The organism is Citrobacter sp. CF971, assembly GCF_006385635.1.
In the GTDB taxonomy this organism is placed as follows: Bacteria; Pseudomonadota; Gammaproteobacteria; order Enterobacterales; family Enterobacteriaceae; genus Citrobacter; species Citrobacter freundii.
On sequence record NZ_CP041051.1, the window covers coordinates 253,549 to 273,073 of the forward strand.

14 protein-coding genes, 4 tRNA genes, 1 rRNA gene and 1 pseudogene are annotated in these 19,525 nt (G+C 50.7%); 16 read left to right on the top strand and 4 right to left on the bottom strand.

The window, feature by feature from the left end; translation table 11 throughout:
- Window positions 1–57: 57 nt before the first annotated feature.
- From rrf to birA, 3 genes are all read left to right on the top strand, one after another.
- Window positions 58–173 (top strand): 5S ribosomal RNA (rrf, locus tag E6P06_RS04675).
- A gap of 221 nt (window positions 174–394) precedes the next feature.
- Entirely contained in the window at window positions 395–1,423 is a 1,029-nt protein-coding gene (murB, locus tag E6P06_RS04680; RefSeq protein WP_044703033.1) for a UDP-N-acetylmuramate dehydrogenase, read from the top strand.
- The gene (gene birA, locus E6P06_RS04685; protein WP_003031105.1) at window positions 1,420–2,382 is read left to right on the top strand and encodes a bifunctional biotin--[acetyl-CoA-carboxylase] ligase/biotin operon repressor BirA; all 963 of its coding nucleotides are present in this window, start codon (window positions 1,420–1,422) and stop codon (window positions 2,380–2,382) included. The genes murB and birA overlap by 4 nt, the downstream gene beginning before the upstream one ends.
- Window positions 2,383–2,414: 32 nt before the next feature.
- Here the strand turns inward: birA and coaA are convergent, their stop codons facing one another.
- Both coaA and E6P06_RS27890 read right to left on the bottom strand, forming a co-directional pair.
- The gene (gene coaA, locus E6P06_RS04690; RefSeq protein WP_003031107.1) at window positions 2,415–3,365 is read right to left on the bottom strand and encodes a type I pantothenate kinase; all 951 of its coding nucleotides are present in this window, start codon (window positions 3,363–3,365) and stop codon (window positions 2,415–2,417) included.
- Window positions 3,366–3,655: 290 nt separating this feature from the next.
- Window positions 3,656–3,736, bottom strand: a pseudogene (locus E6P06_RS27890) (hypothetical protein); the annotation flags it as partial.
- 19 nt (window positions 3,737–3,755) lie between these two features.
- On the opposite strand from E6P06_RS27890, the gene E6P06_RS04700 reads away from it, so the two are divergent.
- The 13 genes from E6P06_RS04700 to rpoC all read left to right on the top strand — a co-directional run bounded on the left by E6P06_RS04700 (window position 3,756) and on the right by rpoC (window position 17,949).
- A tRNA-Thr gene (locus E6P06_RS04700) sits at window positions 3,756–3,831 on the top strand.
- Window positions 3,832–3,839: 8 nt separating this feature from the next.
- Window positions 3,840–3,924, top strand: a tRNA-Tyr gene (locus tag E6P06_RS04705).
- A gap of 114 nt (window positions 3,925–4,038) precedes the next feature.
- A tRNA-Gly gene (locus E6P06_RS04710) sits at window positions 4,039–4,113 on the top strand.
- A gap of 5 nt (window positions 4,114–4,118) precedes the next feature.
- Window positions 4,119–4,194 (top strand) — tRNA-Thr (locus E6P06_RS04715).
- A 118-nt stretch (window positions 4,195–4,312) separates the two neighbouring features.
- A complete protein-coding gene (gene tuf / locus E6P06_RS04720) occupies window positions 4,313–5,497 on the top strand; it encodes an elongation factor Tu (protein ID WP_003031109.1) in 1,185 nt (394 codons plus the stop codon).
- A gap of 230 nt (window positions 5,498–5,727) precedes the next feature.
- On the top strand, window positions 5,728–6,111 hold the full coding sequence (secE, locus tag E6P06_RS04725; protein WP_003033128.1) for a preprotein translocase subunit SecE: 384 nt from the start codon (window positions 5,728–5,730) through the stop codon (window positions 6,109–6,111).
- 1 nt (window position 6,112) lies between these two features.
- Complete coding sequence (gene nusG / locus E6P06_RS04730; RefSeq protein ID WP_003033125.1) at window positions 6,113–6,658, top strand: transcription termination/antitermination protein NusG; 546 nt, start codon at window positions 6,113–6,115, stop codon at window positions 6,656–6,658.
- A gap of 154 nt (window positions 6,659–6,812) precedes the next feature.
- A complete protein-coding gene (gene rplK / locus E6P06_RS04735; protein WP_003033122.1) occupies window positions 6,813–7,241 on the top strand; it encodes a 50S ribosomal protein L11 in 429 nt (142 codons plus the stop codon).
- 3 nt (window positions 7,242–7,244) lie between these two features.
- Window positions 7,245–7,952, top strand: coding sequence for a 50S ribosomal protein L1 (gene rplA, locus E6P06_RS04740; protein WP_003033119.1), 708 nt, complete (start codon window positions 7,245–7,247; stop codon window positions 7,950–7,952).
- Window positions 7,953–8,370: 418 nt separating this feature from the next.
- Window positions 8,371–8,868 (top strand): 50S ribosomal protein L10, encoded by a 498-nt coding sequence (gene rplJ / locus E6P06_RS04745; RefSeq protein ID WP_001207203.1) that lies wholly within the window; start codon window positions 8,371–8,373, stop codon window positions 8,866–8,868.
- A 66-nt stretch (window positions 8,869–8,934) separates the two neighbouring features.
- Window positions 8,935–9,300 (top strand): 50S ribosomal protein L7/L12, encoded by a 366-nt coding sequence (rplL, locus tag E6P06_RS04750; protein WP_003033114.1) that lies wholly within the window; start codon window positions 8,935–8,937, stop codon window positions 9,298–9,300.
- A 320-nt stretch (window positions 9,301–9,620) separates the two neighbouring features.
- Window positions 9,621–13,649 carry a DNA-directed RNA polymerase subunit beta gene (gene rpoB / locus E6P06_RS04755; protein ID WP_003033111.1) on the top strand — a complete coding sequence of 1,343 codons (4,029 nt, stop codon included), beginning with the start codon at window positions 9,621–9,623 and terminating at the stop codon, window positions 13,647–13,649.
- Between the two features lie 76 nt (window positions 13,650–13,725).
- Window positions 13,726–17,949: a DNA-directed RNA polymerase subunit beta' gene (gene rpoC / locus E6P06_RS04760; RefSeq protein WP_003033107.1), complete on the top strand. Its 4,224-nt coding sequence runs from the start codon at window positions 13,726–13,728 to the stop codon at window positions 17,947–17,949.
- Between the two features lie 111 nt (window positions 17,950–18,060).
- Here rpoC and E6P06_RS04765 read toward each other — a convergent pair whose 3' ends face one another.
- A complete protein-coding gene (locus E6P06_RS04765) occupies window positions 18,061–18,378 on the bottom strand; it encodes a PTS lactose/cellobiose transporter subunit IIA (protein ID WP_003033104.1) in 318 nt (105 codons plus the stop codon).
- A 4-nt stretch (window positions 18,379–18,382) separates the two neighbouring features.
- Window positions 18,383–18,688 (bottom strand): PTS sugar transporter subunit IIB, encoded by a 306-nt coding sequence (locus tag E6P06_RS04770; protein WP_003033102.1) that lies wholly within the window; start codon window positions 18,686–18,688, stop codon window positions 18,383–18,385.
- Between the last annotated feature and the right edge of the window lie 837 nt (window positions 18,689–19,525).

Genomic DNA, 19,525 nt, shown 5'->3' on the forward strand with positions numbered 1-19,525 from the left:
TCAGCATTGATTACAGATAACATTAACCGGCGAAAAGCGGGTTAATAACAGAATTTGCCTGGCGGCTGTAGCGCGGTGGTCCCACCTGACCCCATGCCGAACTCAGAAGTGAAACGCCGTAGCGCCGATGGTAGTGTGGGGTCTCCCCATGCGAGAGTAGGAAACTGCCAGGCATCAAATAAAGTGAAGAAGCCCATCCTGACGGATGGGCTTTTTTGCGTGTGTGCGGGGTAAAACCGCCGGGCTGAACGTATTGTGCAGGCCTGATAAGCGCAGCGCATCACGCACATCGCAGCACCATCGGGTGCAAAGCAATATCCTGAGCCTCCATAACACAAGCCATTCTGCAGTATATGCGGTAAACTAGGCGCGATTTTGCATCAGGAAAGCGTCTATGAATCACTCCCTTAAAGCCTGGAACACCTTCGGTATCGATCAGCAAACGAATGAACTTGTCTGCGCCGAAAATGAACAACAATTACTGAATGCCTGGCAATCAGCCAATGCATCGCATCATCCAGTACTGATTCTGGGCGAAGGGAGTAACGTCCTGTTTCTTGATACCTTCCAGGGTACGGTGATTGTCAATCGTATTAAGGGTATTGAGATTACAGAGCAACCTGATGCGTGGCATTTGCACGTAGGCGCGGGTGAAAACTGGCATCAGTTGGTGTGCTATGCGCTGGAGCGCAACATGCCTGGCCTGGAAAATCTGGCACTCATTCCCGGCTGCGTGGGTTCATCGCCAATCCAGAATATTGGTGCCTATGGCGTAGAGCTGCAGCGCGTCTGCGAATACGTAGACTGCGTTGAGCTTTCGACTGGCAAACATCTGCGCGTTAACGCAGCAGAATGCCGTTTTGGTTACCGTGACAGCATCTTCAAGCATGAATACCAGGATCGTTTCGCAATTGTAGCCGTTGGTCTGCGCTTACCTAAACAGTGGCAGCCCGTTTTGACTTACGGTGACCTGACGCGTCTGGATCCTACAACAGTTACACCTCAGCAGGTTTTTGATTCAGTCTGCCATATGCGCACGACAAAACTGCCCGACCCGAAAGTAAACGGTAATGCGGGTAGCTTCTTTAAAAACCCAGTTGTCACTGGGAATATTGCGCAGGAGCTCCTGGCTAAATTCCCAACAGCACCTCATTACCCGCAGGCTGATGGTTCTGTGAAACTGGCAGCAGGCTGGCTTATCGATCAGTGCCAGCTAAAAGGTATGCGCATTGGTGGCGCGGCGGTACATCAGCAGCAGGCACTGGTGCTGATCAATGCAGATAATGCGACGAGTCAGGATGTAGTGCAACTTGCACACCATGTGCGCCAAAAAGTCGGTGAGAAATTTAATGTCTGGCTCGAACCAGAGGTCCGGTTTATTGGTCCGCAGGGGGAAATGAATGCTGTGGAGATCATTGCATGAAGGATAATACCGTCCCTCTGACGCTTATTTCATTATTGGCCGATGGAGAATTTCATTCCGGTGAGCAGCTCGGTGAAACGTTGGGAATGAGCCGCGCCGCAATCAATAAGCATGTCCAGACGTTGCGCGACTGGGGGGTTGATGTCTTTACTGTTCCAGGTAAAGGATACAGCTTACCGGAGCCTATCCAACTATTAGATGCCTCACTTATTCATTCTCAACTGGATGGTGGAAATATCACTGTCCTGCCGGTTATCGACTCAACCAATCAGTACCTGATGGACCGAATAGGTCAGCTGGAGTCAGGGGATGCCTGCGTCGCTGAATATCAGCAGGCCGGGCGCGGTCGCCGTGGTCGGAAATGGTTTTCACCGTTTGGTGCCAACCTTTACCTCTCAATGTTCTGGCGGCTGGAACAAGGACCGGCAGCCGCGATTGGTCTGAGTCTGGTTATTGGTATCGTCATGGCTGAGGTTTTGCGCGATCTGGGTGCGGATAAAGTCCGTGTAAAATGGCCCAACGACCTCTATTTACTCGACCGTAAACTGGCAGGGATCCTGGTTGAACTGACCGGTAAGACAGGTGATGCCGCGCAAATTGTTATCGGCGCAGGTATTAATATGTCCATGCGCCGGGTTGAAGAAAATGTGGTTAATCAAGGCTGGATTAACCTGCAGGAAGCGGGCATTAACATTGACCGCAATACCCTAGCTGCCCGACTGATACGTGAGTTGCGCGCTGCGTTGGTGCTCTTTGAGCACGAAGGTTTAGCACCGTATCTGTCTCGCTGGAAGAAACTGGATAACTTTATCGACCGGCCGGTAAAACTTATTATTGGTGATAAAGAAATATTTGGTATCTCTCGTGGAATAGACGCGCAAGGTGCATTATTGCTTGAACAAAATGGCGAGATCAAACCCTGGATGGGTGGAGAAATATCGCTGAGAAGTGCTGAATAATAAGAAGGGGAGCTGAGGCTCCCCTTTTGTATTTATTTACGTAGCCTGACTTGCTCAACGGCATGATTGGCGCTTTTAGTCATAATTAAGCTGGCTCTTTCACGCGTTGGTAAAATGTTTTGCTTTAAATTCAACCAGTTAATTTCTTTCCATAGCGATGTGGCAGTATTGATAGCCTCATCTTCTGATAATTTTGCATAGTTATGGAAATAAGAGTCCGGGTTGGTAAACGCCCCTTCACGGAATTTCAGAAAGCGGTTGATATACCACGTCTGGAGTAATTCTTCTGGCGCATCAACATAAATAGAAAAGTCGACAAAGTCAGAAACAAATACATGATGTGGATCGTGAGGATAGTCCATCCCGCTTTGTAATACATTTAACCCTTCGAGTATTAATATGTCGGGCTGGGCAACGGTTTTGTCGCCATCAGGGATCACATCATAGATGAGATGGGAATAGACCGGTGCCGTGACGTTAGGTACGCCTGATTTCAGATCGGAAACGAATTTAACCAAGCGATGCATATCATAGGACTGGGGGAAGCCTTTCTTCTTCATTAGTCCACGATCTTTCAATACCTGGTTAGGGTGGAGAAAGCCATCGGTAGTAATCAATTCAACCTTACGATGCTCTGGCCAGCGACTGAGCAAGGCCTGCAAAACACGCGCTGTCGTACTTTTACCGACGGCAACGCTGCCAGCAATACTAATAATATAAGGAATACGCTCGCCATTCGTGCCTAAAAATTGCTCCAGCACTGCCTGACGTCGCAGGTTTGAACTGATGTAAAAGTTTAGCAAACGCGAGAGAGGCAAATAAATCTCGGCAACTTCTTCCAGCGATAAGTCTTCGTTAATGCCTTTAAGACGAGCAATCTCTTCCTCGGTCAGGGTCATCGGCACGGAATCACGAAGCGCAGCCCACTGGTTGCGATCAAACTGTAGGTAAGGCGACGTTAACGCTTGCTCTTTTATACTCATACGCATGGTCTGGCTGTCATTGCTATATCAGGTCTGCGGTAAAAAACGAAATCATCCCCGGTACGCAATGGCACGCACATTTCAGTTAATTTGGACAATGGGCAGGAGGGTAACACCAGATGGAGGGGAATAATAAGAAAAAATCATCCTCTGAAATGCAATGTGACGGGTATTCCAGATGTATAAAGATGTGCTTTCTCTCTATCAACGCGCGCATGCCGGAGCAAAATTCCTCCCTGAGGTGGCACCTGGCGTTGGAAATTTGTCCAATCCAAAGAAGAAATAGATTATTTATCGGTCGCATAGTGCAAAATGTGAGCGATAGAACATTTTATGCAATTTTTTAGTTGCATGAGTGCGCATGTCTCCATAAAATGCGCGCTACTTGATGCCGACTTAGCTCAGTAGGTAGAGCAACTGACTTGTAATCAGTAGGTCACCAGTTCGATTCCGGTAGTCGGCACCATCAAGTCCGGTGGGGTTCCCGAGCGGCCAAAGGGAGCAGACTGTAAATCTGCCGTCACAGACTTCGAAGGTTCGAATCCTTCCCCCACCACCACTTTCTGGCAGCGTTATCGCCGCCTGAGTTGATTAAAAAATTAATCAGCTCGAACAGAAAAGAGAGAAATCTCTTTTTTGTTACAGAAAGAACTGGGTAGCCGAGTTTCAGGATGCGGGCATCGTATAATGGCTATTACCTCAGCCTTCCAAGCTGATGATGCGGGTTCGATTCCCGCTGCCCGCTCCAGACGTGCTGATATGGCTCAGTTGGTAGAGCGCACCCTTGGTAAGGGTGAGGTCCCCAGTTCGACTCTGGGTATCAGCACCACTTCACTTCTCCTTCCCGTTTCTCTCTGTTTACTTTTAAAAGCATTCAACAGCTCAGGTATATTGCCTGGTTGATGTGGTGATATCACCGATTTATCCGTGTCTTAGAGGGACAATCGATGTCTAAAGAAAAATTTGAACGTACTAAACCGCACGTTAACGTCGGTACTATCGGCCACGTTGACCATGGTAAAACAACGCTGACCGCTGCAATCACTACCGTTCTGGCTAAAACCTACGGCGGTGCTGCTCGCGCATTCGATCAGATCGATAACGCGCCGGAAGAAAAAGCACGTGGTATCACCATCAACACTTCTCACGTTGAATATGACACCCCGACTCGCCACTACGCACACGTAGACTGCCCGGGCCACGCCGACTATGTTAAAAACATGATCACCGGTGCTGCGCAGATGGACGGCGCGATCCTGGTTGTTGCTGCGACTGACGGCCCGATGCCGCAGACTCGTGAGCACATCCTGCTGGGTCGTCAGGTAGGCGTTCCGTACATCATCGTGTTCCTGAACAAATGCGACATGGTTGATGACGAAGAGCTGCTGGAACTGGTAGAAATGGAAGTTCGTGAACTTCTGTCTCAGTACGATTTCCCGGGCGACGACACTCCGATCGTTCGTGGTTCTGCTCTGAAAGCGCTGGAAGGCGAAGCAGAGTGGGAAGCGAAAATCATCGAACTGGCTGGCTTCCTGGATTCTTACATCCCAGAACCAGAGCGTGCGATTGACAAGCCGTTCCTGCTGCCTATCGAAGACGTATTCTCCATCTCCGGTCGTGGTACCGTTGTTACCGGTCGTGTAGAGCGCGGTATCATCAAAGTTGGTGAAGAAGTTGAAATCGTTGGTATCAAAGAGACTGCTAAGTCTACCTGTACTGGCGTTGAAATGTTCCGCAAACTGCTGGACGAAGGCCGTGCTGGTGAGAACGTTGGTGTTCTGCTGCGTGGTATCAAACGTGAAGAAATCGAACGTGGTCAGGTACTGGCTAAGCCGGGCTCTATCAAGCCGCACACCAAGTTCGAATCTGAAGTGTACATTCTGTCCAAAGACGAAGGCGGCCGTCATACTCCGTTCTTCAAAGGCTACCGTCCGCAGTTCTACTTCCGTACTACTGACGTGACTGGTACCATCGAACTGCCGGAAGGCGTAGAGATGGTAATGCCGGGCGACAACATCAAAATGGTTGTTACCCTGATCCACCCGATCGCGATGGACGACGGTCTGCGTTTCGCAATCCGTGAAGGCGGCCGTACTGTTGGTGCGGGCGTTGTTGCCAAAGTAATGAGCTAATTGCCGAATAACATTTGACGCAATGCGCAATAAAAGGGCATCATTTGATGCCCTTTTTGCACGCTTTCACACCAGAACCTGGCTCATCAGTGATTTTTTTTGTCATAATCATTGCTGAGACAGGCTCTGAAGAGGGCGTTTAGTCCGAAACGCACCAGAGCATTTCGGTTTGGATCGCCTCGCTTACGCGGGGTGAAAATGTTTGTAGAATACTTCTGACAGGTTGGTTTATGAGTGCGAATACCGAAGCTCAAGGAAGCGGGCGCGGCCTGGAAGCGATGAAGTGGGTTGTTGTCGCTGTATTGCTGCTTGTAGCTATCGTTGGCAACTACCTCTATCGTGACATGATGCTGCCGCTGCGTGCGCTGGCCGTAGTGATTCTGATTGCCGCAGCGGGTGGTGTCGCGCTGTTGACAACAAAAGGTAAAGCGACCGTTGCTTTTGCCCGTGAAGCGAGAACCGAAGTCCGTAAGGTCATTTGGCCAACTCGCCAGGAAACATTGCACACCACATTAATTGTGGCTGCGGTTACCGCAGTAATGTCACTGATCCTGTGGGGACTGGATGGTATTCTGGTTCGCCTGGTATCCTTTATCACTGGCCTGAGGTTCTAAGATGTCTGAAGCCCCTAAAAAGCGCTGGTACGTCGTTCAGGCGTTTTCCGGTTTTGAAGGCCGCGTAGCCACGTCGCTGCGCGAATATATCAAGTTACAAAATATGGAAGAGCTGTTTGGCGAAGTCATGGTGCCGACCGAAGAAGTGGTCGAAATCCGTGGTGGCCAGCGTCGCAAGAGCGAACGTAAATTCTTCCCGGGCTATGTACTGGTCCAGATGGTGATGAATGACGCAAGCTGGCACCTGGTGCGTAGCGTGCCGCGTGTGATGGGCTTTATCGGCGGTACATCTGACCGTCCGGCGCCGATCAGCGACAAAGAAGTTGATGCGATCATGAACCGTCTGCAGCAGGTTGGTGATAAACCGCGTCCGAAAACGATGTTTGAGCCAGGTGAAATGGTTCGCGTTAGTGACGGTCCGTTTGCTGACTTTAACGGCGTGGTTGAAGAAGTGGACTACGAGAAGTCCCGCCTGAAAGTCTCTGTTTCTATCTTTGGTCGTGCGACCCCGGTAGAACTGGACTTTGCCCAGGTAGAAAAAGCCTAAACAGCGATCAAAAAAGCGGCGATTTAATCGTTGCACAAGGCGCGAGATTGGAATACAATTTCGCGCCTTTTGTTTTTATGGACCCTGTCCGTAAAACGAATTTAATCACGGGGAGCCTCCTTGAGGCGCTATAACCCAACTAGAGGAATTTAGAATGGCTAAGAAAGTCCAGGCCTACGTCAAGCTGCAAGTTGCAGCTGGTATGGCTAACCCGAGTCCGCCGGTAGGTCCAGCACTGGGTCAACAAGGCGTGAACATCATGGAATTCTGCAAAGCGTTCAACGCAAAAACTGATTCCATGGAAAAAGGTCTGCCGATCCCGGTTGTTATCACCGTTTACGCTGACCGTTCTTTCACTTTCGTTACCAAAACGCCTCCGGCAGCAGTTCTGCTGAAGAAAGCGGCTGGTATCAAGTCTGGTTCCGGTAAGCCGAACAAAGACAAAGTGGGTAAAATTTCCCGCGCTCAGCTGCAGGAAATCGCGCAGACCAAAGCTGCCGACATGACTGGTTCCGACATTGAAGCGATGACTCGCTCCATTGAAGGTACTGCACGTTCCATGGGCCTGGTAGTGGAGGACTAAGAAATGGCTAAACTGACCAAGCGTATGCGCGTGATCCGTGACAAAGTTGATGCAACTAAACAGTACGACATCAACGAAGCTATTGCTCTGCTGAAAGAGCTGGCCACTGCTAAATTCGTAGAAAGCGTAGACGTTGCCGTTAACCTCGGCATCGATGCTCGTAAATCTGACCAGAACGTACGTGGTGCAACTGTACTGCCGCACGGTACTGGCCGTTCCGTTCGCGTAGCCGTATTTGCCCAGGGCGCAAACGCTGAAGCTGCTAAAGCTGCAGGCGCTGAGCTGGTAGGTATGGAAGATCTGGCTGACCAGATCAAGAAAGGCGAAATGAACTTTGACGTTGTTATTGCTTCCCCGGATGCAATGCGCGTTGTTGGCCAGCTGGGTCAGGTTCTGGGCCCGCGTGGCCTGATGCCAAACCCGAAAGTTGGTACTGTAACCCCTAACGTTGCTGAAGCGGTTAAGAACGCTAAAGCAGGTCAGGTTCGTTACCGTAACGACAAAAACGGCATCATTCACACTACCATCGGTAAAGTGGATTTTGACGCTGACAAACTGAAAGAAAACCTGGAATCTCTGCTGGTTGCGCTGAAAAAAGCGAAACCGACTCAGGCTAAAGGCGTGTACATCAAGAAAGTTAGCATCTCCACCACCATGGGTGCTGGTGTTGCCGTTGATCAGTCCGGTCTGACTGCGACTGTGGCGAACTAATATTCGCCTTTACGTGGGCGGTGATTTTGTCTACAATCTTACCCCCACGTTTCTGTTGAAATAAACAGAACTCTATGCGAGTCATTTGAATTGTAGCAAGGCAGCAATTGAGTGAATCGCCGGGAGTGTAGTTAACTACATGACCGGTGTGAACGAGAGCAGCTAACACAGCTACGGTTCAAAGGGCGAAGTCATAGATAAGATTTGTTCGTTGGAGCCTGGCCTATCCAGGCCTCCGTCGAAGACCGCAGGTGTTTCGTAAGAAACTTAATGCCCTGCGTAGACGGTGACAGAACGCTAAGATTATTTCTGATACTCTGGCTTGTTTCTGCTCACCGTATTTAGACGCTCTTTCCGTTGGTGAGAGTGAAGTGAGTTCCGGAACATGAGTTCCGGCAAACATCCAGGAGCAAAGCTAATGGCTTTAAATCTTCAAGACAAACAAGCGATTGTTGCTGAAGTCAGCGAAGTAGCCAAAGGCGCGCTGTCTGCAGTAGTTGCGGATTCCCGTGGCGTAACTGTAGATAAAATGACTGAACTGCGTAAAGCAGGTCGTGAAGCTGGCGTATACATGCGTGTTGTTCGTAACACCCTGCTGCGCCGCGTCGTTGAAGGTACTCAGTTCGAGTGCCTGAAAGACACGTTTGTTGGTCCGACCCTGATTGCATACTCTATGGAACACCCGGGCGCTGCTGCTCGTCTGTTCAAAGAGTTCGCGAAAGCGAATGCAAAATTTGAGGTCAAAGCCGCAGCCTTTGAAGGTGAATTGATCCCGGCATCGCAAATCGATCGCCTGGCAACTCTGCCGACCTACGAAGAAGCAATTGCACGCCTGATGGCAACCATGAAAGAAGCTTCGGCTGGCAAACTGGTTCGTACTCTGGCTGCTGTACGCGATGCGAAAGAAGCTGCTTAATCGCAGTTATCTTTCTCAAGCATCTGCTTACGTATAAACTTATTCTGATTTTCAGGAACAATTTAAATGTCTATCACTAAAGATCAAATCATTGAAGCAGTATCCGCTATGTCCGTAATGGACGTTGTAGAACTGATCTCTGCAATGGAAGAAAAATTCGGTGTTTCCGCTGCTGCTGCTGTAGCTGTAGCTGCTGGCCCGGCTGAAGCTGCTGAAGAAAAAACTGAATTCGACGTAATTCTGAAAGCTGCTGGCGCTAACAAAGTTGCTGTTATCAAAGCAGTACGTGGCGCAACTGGCCTGGGTCTGAAAGAAGCTAAAGACCTGGTAGAATCTGCTCCGGCTGCCCTGAAAGAAGGCATCAGCAAAGACGACGCAGAAGCACTGAAAAAATCTCTGGAAGAAGCTGGCGCTGAAGTTGAAGTTAAATAAGCCAACTTTTCTGGTTGCAGCCTAAGAAATTAGGCTGATGGCTGGTGACTTTTTAGTCACCAGCCTTTTTGCGCTGTAAGGCGCCAGTAGCATTTCACACTGTTTGACTACTGCTGTGCCTTTCAATGCTTGTTTCTATCGACGTCTTAATATACTGCGACAGAGCATCAGTTCTGTGTAAATCGCAATGAAATGGTTTAAGCGTGATAGCAACAGGCATTGCGGAAAGTATTCGATTTTCCGGTCAACAAAATAGTGTTGCACAAACTGTCCCTTCGTCGGACAGATGGGTCGACTTGTCAGCGAGCTGAGGAACCCTAATGGTTTACTCCTATACCGAGAAAAAACGTATTCGTAAGGATTTTGGTAAACGTCCACAAGTGTTGGACATACCTTATCTCCTTTCTATCCAGCTTGACTCGTTTCAGAAGTTCATCGAGCAAGATCCTGAAGGGCAGTATGGTCTGGAAGCAGCTTTCCGTTCCGTTTTCCCGATTCAGAGCTACAGCGGTAATTCCGAGCTGCAATACGTCAGCTACCGCCTTGGCGAACCGGTGTTTGACGTTCAGGAATGTCAGATCCGTGGCGTGACCTATTCCGCACCGCTGCGCGTAAAACTGCGTCTGGTGATCTACGAGCGCGAAGCGCCGGAAGGCACCGTAAAAGACATTAAAGAACAAGAAGTCTACATGGGCGAAATTCCGCTCATGACTGACAACGGTACCTTTGTAATCAATGGTACTGAGCGTGTTATCGTTTCTCAGCTGCACCGTAGTCCTGGCGTCTTCTTTGACTCCGACAAAGGTAAAACCCACTCTTCGGGTAAAGTGCTGTATAACGCGCGCATCATCCCTTACCGTGGTTCCTGGCTGGACTTCGAATTCGATCCGAAGGACAACCTGTTCGTACGTATTGACCGTCGCCGTAAACTGCCTGCGACCATTATTCTGCGTGCACTGAACTACACCACTGAGCAGATCCTTGACCTGTTCTTTGAAAAAGTTGTTTTCGAAATTCGCGACAACAAGCTGCAGATGGAACTGGTGCCGGAACGCCTGCGTGGTGAAACCGCCTCCTTTGACATTGAAGCTAACGGCAAAGTCTACGTCGAAAAAGGCCGTCGCATCACTGCGCGCCACATTCGCCAACTGGAAAAAGACGATATCAAACATATCGAAGTTCCGGTTGAATACATTGCTGGTAAAGTTGCGGCTAAAGACTACGTTGACGAATCTACTGGCGAGTTGATCTGCGCAGCTAACATGGAGCTGAGCCTGGATCTGCTGGCTAAGCTGAGCCAGTCTGGTCACAAGCGTATCGAAACGCTGTTCACTAACGATCTGGACCACGGTCCGTACATTTCTGAAACTGTACGCGTCGACCCAACCAACGATCGTCTGAGCGCACTGGTAGAAATCTACCGCATGATGCGTCCTGGTGAGCCGCCGACTCGTGAAGCTGCTGAAAGCCTGTTCGAGAACCTGTTCTTCTCCGAAGACCGCTATGACCTGTCTGCGGTCGGTCGTATGAAGTTCAACCGTTCTCTGCTGCGCGACGAAATCGAAGGTTCCGGTATCCTGAGCAAAGACGACATCATCGAAGTGATGAAGAAGCTCATCGATATCCGTAACGGTAAAGGCGAAGTCGATGATATCGACCACCTCGGCAACCGTCGTATCCGTTCCGTAGGCGAAATGGCGGAAAACCAGTTCCGCGTTGGCCTGGTACGTGTTGAGCGTGCGGTGAAAGAGCGTCTGTCTCTGGGCGATCTGGATACCCTGATGCCTCAGGATATGATCAACGCCAAGCCGATTTCTGCAGCAGTGAAAGAGTTCTTTGGTTCCAGCCAGCTGTCTCAGTTTATGGACCAGAACAACCCGCTGTCTGAGATTACGCATAAACGTCGTATCTCTGCACTCGGCCCAGGCGGTCTGACCCGTGAACGCGCAGGCTTCGAAGTTCGAGACGTACACCCGACTCACTACGGTCGCGTATGTCCAATCGAAACGCCTGAAGGTCCGAACATCGGTCTGATCAACTCCCTGTCCGTGTATGCACAGACTAACGAATACGGCTTCCTCGAGACTCCGTACCGTAAAGTGACCGACGGTGTTGTAACTGACGAAATTCATTACCTGTCTGCTATCGAAGAAGGCAACTACGTTATCGCTCAGGCGAACTCCAACCTGGATGACGAAGGCCACTTTGTAGAAGATCTGGTTACCTGCCGTAGCAAAGGCGAATCCAGCTTGTTCAGCCGTGATCAGGTTGACTACATGGACGTATCCACCCAGCAGGTGGTATCCGTCGGTGCGTCCCTGATCCCGTTCCTGGAACACGATGACGCCAACCGTGCATTGATGGGTGCGAACATGCAACGTCAGGCGGTTCCGACTCTGCGCGCTGATAAGCCGCTGGTTGGTACCGGTATGGAACGTGCTGTTGCCGTTGACTCCGGTGTTACTGCAGTTGCTAAACGTGGCGGTACTGTTCAGTACGTGGATGCTTCCCGTATCGTTATCAAAGTTAACGAAGACGAGATGTACCCGGGCGAAGCAGGTATCGACATTTATAACCTGACCAAATACACCCGTTCTAACCAGAACACCTGTATCAACCAGATGCCTTGCGTATCTCTGGGCGAGCCGGTTGAACGTGGTGATGTGCTGGCTGACGGTCCGTCCACCGACCTCGGTGAACTGGCGCTGGGCCAGAACATGCGCGTGGCATTCATGCCATGGAATGGTTACAACTTCGAAGACTCCATCCTCGTATCCGAGCGTGTTGTCCAGGAAGACCGTTTCACCACCATCCACATTCAGGAACTGGCATGTGTGTCCCGTGACACCAAGCTGGGGCCAGAAGAGATCACCGCTGACATCCCGAACGTGGGTGAAGCTGCGCTCTCCAAACTGGATGAATCCGGTATCGTTTATATCGGTGCGGAAGTGACCGGTGGCGACATTCTGGTTGGTAAGGTAACGCCGAAAGGTGAAACCCAACTGACGCCAGAAGAGAAGCTGCTGCGTGCGATCTTCGGTGAGAAAGCGTCTGACGTTAAAGACTCTTCTCTGCGCGTGCCAAACGGTGTTTCCGGTACGATTATCGACGTTCAGGTCTTTACTCGCGATGGCGTAGAAAAAGACAAACGTGCGCTGGAAATCGAAGAGATGCAGCTGAAGCAGGCGAAAAAAGACCTGTCTGAAGAACTGCAGATCCTCGAAGCTGGCCTGTTCAGCCGTATCTACGCTGTGCTGGTTTCCGGTGGTGTTGAAGCTGAGAAGCTCGACAAACTGCCACGCGACCGCTGGTTAGAACTCGGCCTGACCGACGAAGAAAAACAGAATCAGCTGGAACAACTGGCTGAGCAGTACGACGAACTGAAACACGAATTCGAGAAAAAACTCGAAGCGAAACGCCGTAAAATCACTCAGGGCGACGATCTGGCACCGGGCGTGCTGAAGATTGTTAAGGTTTATCTGGCGGTTAAACGTCGGATCCAGCCTGGTGATAAGATGGCAGGTCGTCACGGTAACAAGGGTGTAATCTCTAAGATCAACCCGATCGAAGATATGCCACACGATGCTAACGGTACGCCGGTAGATATCGTACTGAACCCGCTGGGCGTACCATCGCGTATGAACATCGGTCAGATCCTTGAAACCCACCTGGGTATGGCTGCAAAAGGTATCGGCGATAAGATCAACGCCATGCTGAAACAGCAGCAGGAAGTCGCGAAACTGCGCGAATTCATCCAGCGTGCTTACGATCTGGGTTCAGATGTTCGTCAGAAAGTTGACCTGAATACCTTCAGTGATGAAGAAGTTCTGCGTCTGGCTGAAAACCTGAAAAAAGGTATGCCGATCGCAACGCCGGTATTCGACGGTGCGAAAGAGTCTGAAATCAAGGAACTGTTACAGCTGGGTGGCCTGCCGACTTCCGGTCAGATCACACTGTTCGACGGTCGTACCGGTGAGCAGTTCGAGCGCCAGGTTACCGTTGGCTACATGTACATGCTGAAACTGAACCACCTGGTTGATGACAAGATGCATGCGCGTTCTACCGGTTCTTACAGCCTGGTTACTCAGCAGCCGCTGGGTGGTAAGGCGCAGTTCGGTGGTCAGCGCTTCGGGGAGATGGAAGTGTGGGCGCTGGAAGCATATGGCGCAGCATACACCCTGCAGGAAATGCTCACCGTTAAGTCTGATGACGTGAACGGTCGTACTAAGATGTATAAAAACATCGTGGACGGCAACCATCAGATGGAACCAGGCATGCCGGAATCCTTCAACGTACTGTTGAAAGAGATTCGTTCGCTGGGTATCAACATCGAGCTGGAAGACGAGTAACTCTCGATCAAACAGGTCACTGGTGCTGGCGTAACAGCCAGCGCCAGATTGTGCTAACTCCGACGGGAGCAAATCCGTGAAAGATTTATTAAAGTTTCTGAAAGCGCAGACTAAAACCGAAGAGTTTGATGCGATCAAAATTGCTCTGGCCTCGCCAGACATGATCCGTTCATGGTCTTTCGGTGAAGTTAAGAAGCCGGAAACCATCAACTACCGTACGTTCAAACCTGAACGTGACGGCCTTTTCTGCGCCCGTATCTTTGGGCCGGTAAAAGACTACGAGTGCCTGTGCGGTAAGTACAAGCGCCTGAAACACCGTGGTGTGATCTGTGAGAAGTGCGGCGTTGAAGTGACCCAGACTAAAGTACGCCGTGAGCGTATGGGCCACATCGAGCTGGCGTCTCCGACTGCTCACATCTGGTTCCTGAAATCTCTGCCGTCCCGTATCGGTTTGCTGCTTGATATGCCGCTGCGTGATATCGAACGCGTACTGTACTTCGAATCTTATGTGGTTATCGAAGGCGGTATGACTAATCTGGAACGTCAACAGATCCTGACTGAAGAGCAGTATCTGGACGCGCTGGAAGAGTTCGGTGACGAATTCGACGCGAAGATGGGTGCGGAAGCAATCCAGGCCCTGCTGAAGAGCATGGATCTGGAGCAAGAGTGTGAAACTCTGCGCGAAGAGCTGAACGAAACCAACTCCGAAACCAAGCGTAAGAAGCTGACCAAGCGTATCAAACTGCTGGAAGCCTTCGTACAGTCTGGCAACAAGCCAGAGTGGATGATCCTGACCGTTCTGCCGGTTCTGCCGCCAGATCTGCGTCCGCTGGTTCCGCTGGATGGTGGTCGTTTCGCAACGTCGGATCTGAACGATCTGTATCGTCGCGTTATCAACCGTAACAACCGTCTGAAGCGTCTGCTGGATCTGGCTGCGCCGGACATCATCGTACGCAACGAAAAACGTATGCTGCAGGAAGCGGTTGACGCCCTGCTGGATAACGGTCGTCGCGGTCGTGCGATCACCGGTTCTAACAAACGTCCTCTGAAATCTTTGGCCGACATGATCAAAGGTAAGCAGGGTCGTTTCCGTCAGAACCTGCTCGGTAAGCGTGTTGACTACTCTGGTCGTTCTGTAATCACCGTAGGTCCATACCTGCGTCTGCATCAGTGCGGCCTGCCGAAGAAAATGGCACTGGAACTGTTCAAACCGTTCATCTACGGCAAGCTGGAACTGCGTGGCCTGGCCACCACCATCAAAGCCGCTAAGAAAATGGTTGAGCGTGAAGAAGCTGTCGTTTGGGATATCCTGGACGAAGTTATCCGCGAACACCCGGTACTGCTGAACCGTGCACCAACACTGCACCGTCTGGGTATCCAGGCATTTGAACCGGTACTGATCGAAGGTAAAGCTATCCAGCTTCACCCGCTGGTTTGTGCGGCATATAACGCCGACTTCGATGGTGACCAGATGGCTGTTCACGTACCGCTGACGCTGGAAGCCCAGCTCGAAGCGCGTGCGCTGATGATGTCTACCAACAACATCCTGTCTCCGGCGAACGGCGAACCTATCATCGTTCCGTCTCAGGACGTTGTATTGGGTCTGTACTACATGACCCGTGACTGTGTTAACGCCAAAGGCGAAGGCATGGTGCTGACTGGCCCGAAAGAAGCTGAGCGTATCTATCGCGCAGGTCTGGCCTCTCTGCATGCGCGCGTTAAAGTGCGTATCACTGAATACGAAAAAGATGAAAACGGCGAATTCGTTGCGCACACCAGTCTGAAAGACACGACCGTTGGTCGCGCCATTCTGTGGATGATCGTACCGAAAGGTCTGCCTTTCTCCATCGTTAACCAGGCGCTGGGCAAGAAAGCTATCTCCAAAATGCTGAACACCTGTTACCGCATTCTGGGCCTGAAGCCGACCGTTATCTTCGCTGACCAGACAATGTACACCGGCTTTGCTTATGCAGCGCGTTCAGGTGCATCTGTTGGTATTGATGACATGGTCATCCCAGAGAAGAAACACGAGATCATCTCTGAAGCGGAAGCTGAAGTTGCTGAGATCCAGGAGCAGTTCCAGTCCGGTCTGGTAACCGCGGGCGAACGCTATAACAAAGTTATCGATATCTGGGCTGCGGCGAACGATCGTGTATCCAAAGCGATGATGGATAACCTGCAAACCGAAACTGTTATTAACCGTGACGGCGTAGAAGAGCAGCAGGTTTCCTTCAACAGCATCTACATGATGGCCGACTCCGGTGCGCGTGGTTCTGCAGCACAGATTCGTCAGCTGGCCGGTATGCGTGGTCTGATGGCGAAGCCAGATGGCTCCATCATCGAAACGCCAATCACCGCGAACTTCCGTGAAGGTCTGAACGTACTCCAGTACTTCATCTCTACTCACGGTGCGCGTAAAGGTCTGGCGGATACCGCACTGAAAACAGCGAACTCCGGTTATCTGACTCGTCGTCTGGTCGACGTTGCGCAGGACCTGGTTGTTACTGAAGACGATTGCGGCACTCTGGAAGGCATCACCATGACCCCGGTTATCGAGGGTGGTGATGTTAAAGAGCCGCTGCGCGATCGCGTTCTGGGTCGTGTAACTGCTGAAGACGTTCTGAAGCCGGGTACGGCGGATATTCTGGTTCCACGCAACACGCTGCTGCACGAACAGTGGTGTGACCTGCTGGAAGAGAACTCCGTTGACTCCGTCAAAGTCCGTTCTGTTGTATCTTGTGACACCGACTTTGGTGTATGTGCGCACTGCTACGGTCGTGACCTGGCGCGTGGCCACATCATCAACAAAGGTGAAGCAATCGGCGTTATCGCGGCACAGTCCATCGGTGAACCGGGTACACAGCTGACGATGCGTACGTTCCACATCGGTGGTGCGGCATCTCGTGCGGCTGCTGAATCCAGCATCCAGGTGAAAAACAAAGGTAGCATCCGTCTGAGCAACGCGAAGTCGGTTGTGAACTCCAGCGGTAAACTGGTTATCACCTCACGTAACACCGAACTGAAACTGATCGACGAATTCGGCCGTACCAAAGAAAGCTATAAAGTGCCTTACGGCTCCGTTATGGCGAAAGGTGATGGCGAACAGGTTGCTGGCGGCGAAACCGTAGCAAACTGGGATCCGCACACCATGCCGGTTATCACCGAAGTGAGTGGTTTCGTCCGCTTCACTGACATGATCGACGGCCAGACCATTACTCGTCAGACCGACGAGCTGACCGGTCTGTCTTCTCTGGTGGTTCTGGATTCTGCAGAGCGTACTGCGGGTGGTAAAGACCTGCGTCCGGCACTGAAAATTGTTGATGCTCAGGGCAACGACGTTCTGATCCCAGGCACCGATATGCCTGCTCAGTACTTCCTGCCGGGTAAAGCGATTGTTCAGCTGGAAGATGGCGTACAGATCAGTTCTGGTGACACCCTGGCGCGTGTTCCGCAGGAATCCGGCGGTACCAAGGATATCACCGGTGGTCTGCCGCGCGTTGCTGACCTGTTCGAAGCACGTCGTCCGAAAGAGCCGGCAATCCTGGCTGAAATCAGCGGCATCATTTCCTTCGGTAAAGAAACCAAAGGTAAACGTCGTCTGGTTATCACCCCGGTAGACGGTAGCGAACCGTACGAAGAGATGATTCCGAAATGGCGTCAGCTCAACGTGTTCGAAGGTGAACGTGTAGAACGTGGTGACGTGGTTTCCGACGGTCCGGAAGCGCCGCACGACATCCTGCGTCTGCGTGGTGTGCATGCTGTAACTCGTTACATCGTTAACGAAGTTCAGGACGTATACCGTCTGCAGGGTGTTAAGATTAACGATAAACACATCGAAGTTATCGTTCGTCAGATGCTGCGTAAAGCCACCATCGAAAGCGCTGGTAGCTCCGACTTCCTGGAAGGCGAGCAGGTTGAATACTCCCGCGTCAAGATCGCTAACCGCGAGCTGGAAGCGAACGGCAAAGTGGGTGCAACGTTCTCCCGCGATCTGCTGGGTATCACCAAAGCGTCTCTGGCAACCGAGTCCTTCATCTCTGCAGCATCGTTCCAGGAAACCACGCGTGTCCTGACCGAAGCCGCTGTTGCAGGTAAACGTGATGAACTGCGCGGTCTGAAAGAGAACGTAATCGTGGGTCGTCTGATCCCGGCAGGTACCGGTTACGCGTACCACCAGGATCGTATGCGCCGTCGCGCAGCGGGCGAACTGCCAGCTGCACCGCAGGTGACTGCTGAAGATGCGTCTGCCAGCCTGGCAGAACTGCTGAACGCAGGCCTGGGCGGTTCTGACAACGATTAATCGTTGCCGACCATAATAAAAAACCCGCTTCGGCGGGTTTTTTTATGTCCAGGTTTATTTCTGATGGCGCTTATCAGGTCTACGAGGCTACGAAGCCATCCGGCAGTGTCATTAATTTACCGGCGGTAACCGCCGATAAAGCTCAATCATATCTCCCGCCAAATCCTGAATCACCATCGCGTTCATCAGGTGATCCTGCGAATGGACGGTGATGAGATTAACCGGTAGCTTGCCGGTTCCTTCGTCAATTCCGATCAGCTGGGTCTGGATTTTATGCGCTTGTTTAACGTACTCGCGTGATTCCGTCATCGCTTGTTCTGCACCGGAGAAATCACCTTTACGCGCCAGTTGCAATGCCGTCAGGGCCTGGCTGCGTGCAGCGCCAGCGTTTACCAATAACTCCATGATGATCGTTTCTAACTCTTCCATACCATCACTCCAGTAGTTTCAGCGCCTTGTCCAGTACCGCATCGCCTTTCATCATGCCGTAATCCATCATGTCGATAACGGCGACCTTTTTGCCTAGTGGGTCGGCGATCGCCTGTAGCTTGGCCTGTTCATACTTAACCTGTGGACCGAGCAAAACGATATCCGCTGTAGCGATATTCTCTTCAAACTCGGCCACCGGGACGGCTTTGATAGTGACGTCGACGCCTTTTTTCTGGGCGGCATCTTTCATCCTTTGCACCAGCATACTGGTGGACATTCCGGCGGCACAGCATAAAACGATGTTTTTCATAAGCAGTCTCGATCAACATGTGTGAGTTGATAATTATCGCGAGCCAGCTATAGCAACAACTGCTTTGCAACGATTGTGTGCAAGGCATCACAAAGAAAGCCGCTTTTTCTGAAACCGGTTACAAAAAGAGGCCAAACCCTGCGATCTGGACCGGGACCAGCGGCTTTTTGACTCGCTTATCACATGCTGGAATATATAATTACTGTCAATAAAGACATGTTATAAAAAACAGTATTGACAGCGTTTTTTAAACCCGTATGTTAATACTTAACAGCGGAGAAATTGTAGTTTGCTGTTAACGTAGTAAGTGTTAGTAGAGCTTGATTGGGGTTTGCGATAAAGGCCACGAAGTATTTTTGTATGGGATAGTCGATGCTGAAAACGCTATTTTTTCACCTCGACAATGCTTTCAGGCCACGTAGTTGATATATCTAATCGCAAAAAATCAGTAAAACGCGACGATGTAACGCCATGATTTAATAGTAATTGTTCGTGATTTCTGCTTTTTAGTTATCACGAGGGAAATAAGGCAACGCATCAAAGAGTATATGTCGCGAGGGGAAGTGTACTTGTTTAGGTCACCAGCCTTGAGTTCTATTATCAAGCGGGTGGAATGTGTTTAACGGTAAATAGAGGAAAGCTTTAGTTAGTATCAATATCCAATATTATCTGTAGTAAACGTGTACATTTTAAAGTAGTACCATCAGCAGTATTAAATCGTTAAGTTTATTAATGTTAAATTTGAAGTGTGTAGTAACGTAAAGCCCTGACTGCAATAGTCGGGGCTTTTGTTCATTGTAGATCAAGCTGTTATCCAGGATGCTTAGCCGCGTTGGT

Coding starts and splice junctions, on each gene's coding strand:
- E6P06_RS04770 (WP_003033102.1), bottom strand. CDS start 18,688: ATGAAAAACATCGTTTTATGCTGTGCCGCCGGAATGTCCACCAGTATG.
- nusG (WP_003033125.1), top strand. CDS start 6,113: ATGTCTGAAGCCCCTAAAAAGCGCTGGTACGTCGTTCAGGCGTTTTCC.
- rplL (WP_003033114.1), top strand. CDS start 8,935: ATGTCTATCACTAAAGATCAAATCATTGAAGCAGTATCCGCTATGTCC.
- rplA (WP_003033119.1), top strand. CDS start 7,245: ATGGCTAAACTGACCAAGCGTATGCGCGTGATCCGTGACAAAGTTGAT.
- coaA (WP_003031107.1), bottom strand. CDS start 3,365: ATGAGTATAAAAGAGCAAGCGTTAACGTCGCCTTACCTACAGTTTGAT.
- rpoB (WP_003033111.1), top strand. CDS start 9,621: ATGGTTTACTCCTATACCGAGAAAAAACGTATTCGTAAGGATTTTGGT.
- secE (WP_003033128.1), top strand. CDS start 5,728: ATGAGTGCGAATACCGAAGCTCAAGGAAGCGGGCGCGGCCTGGAAGCG.
- rplK (WP_003033122.1), top strand. CDS start 6,813: ATGGCTAAGAAAGTCCAGGCCTACGTCAAGCTGCAAGTTGCAGCTGGT.
- murB (WP_044703033.1), top strand. CDS start 395: ATGAATCACTCCCTTAAAGCCTGGAACACCTTCGGTATCGATCAGCAA.
- birA (WP_003031105.1), top strand. CDS start 1,420: ATGAAGGATAATACCGTCCCTCTGACGCTTATTTCATTATTGGCCGAT.
- E6P06_RS04765 (WP_003033104.1), bottom strand. CDS start 18,378: ATGGAAGAGTTAGAAACGATCATCATGGAGTTATTGGTAAACGCTGGC.
- tuf (WP_003031109.1), top strand. CDS start 4,313: ATGTCTAAAGAAAAATTTGAACGTACTAAACCGCACGTTAACGTCGGT.
- rplJ (WP_001207203.1), top strand. CDS start 8,371: ATGGCTTTAAATCTTCAAGACAAACAAGCGATTGTTGCTGAAGTCAGC.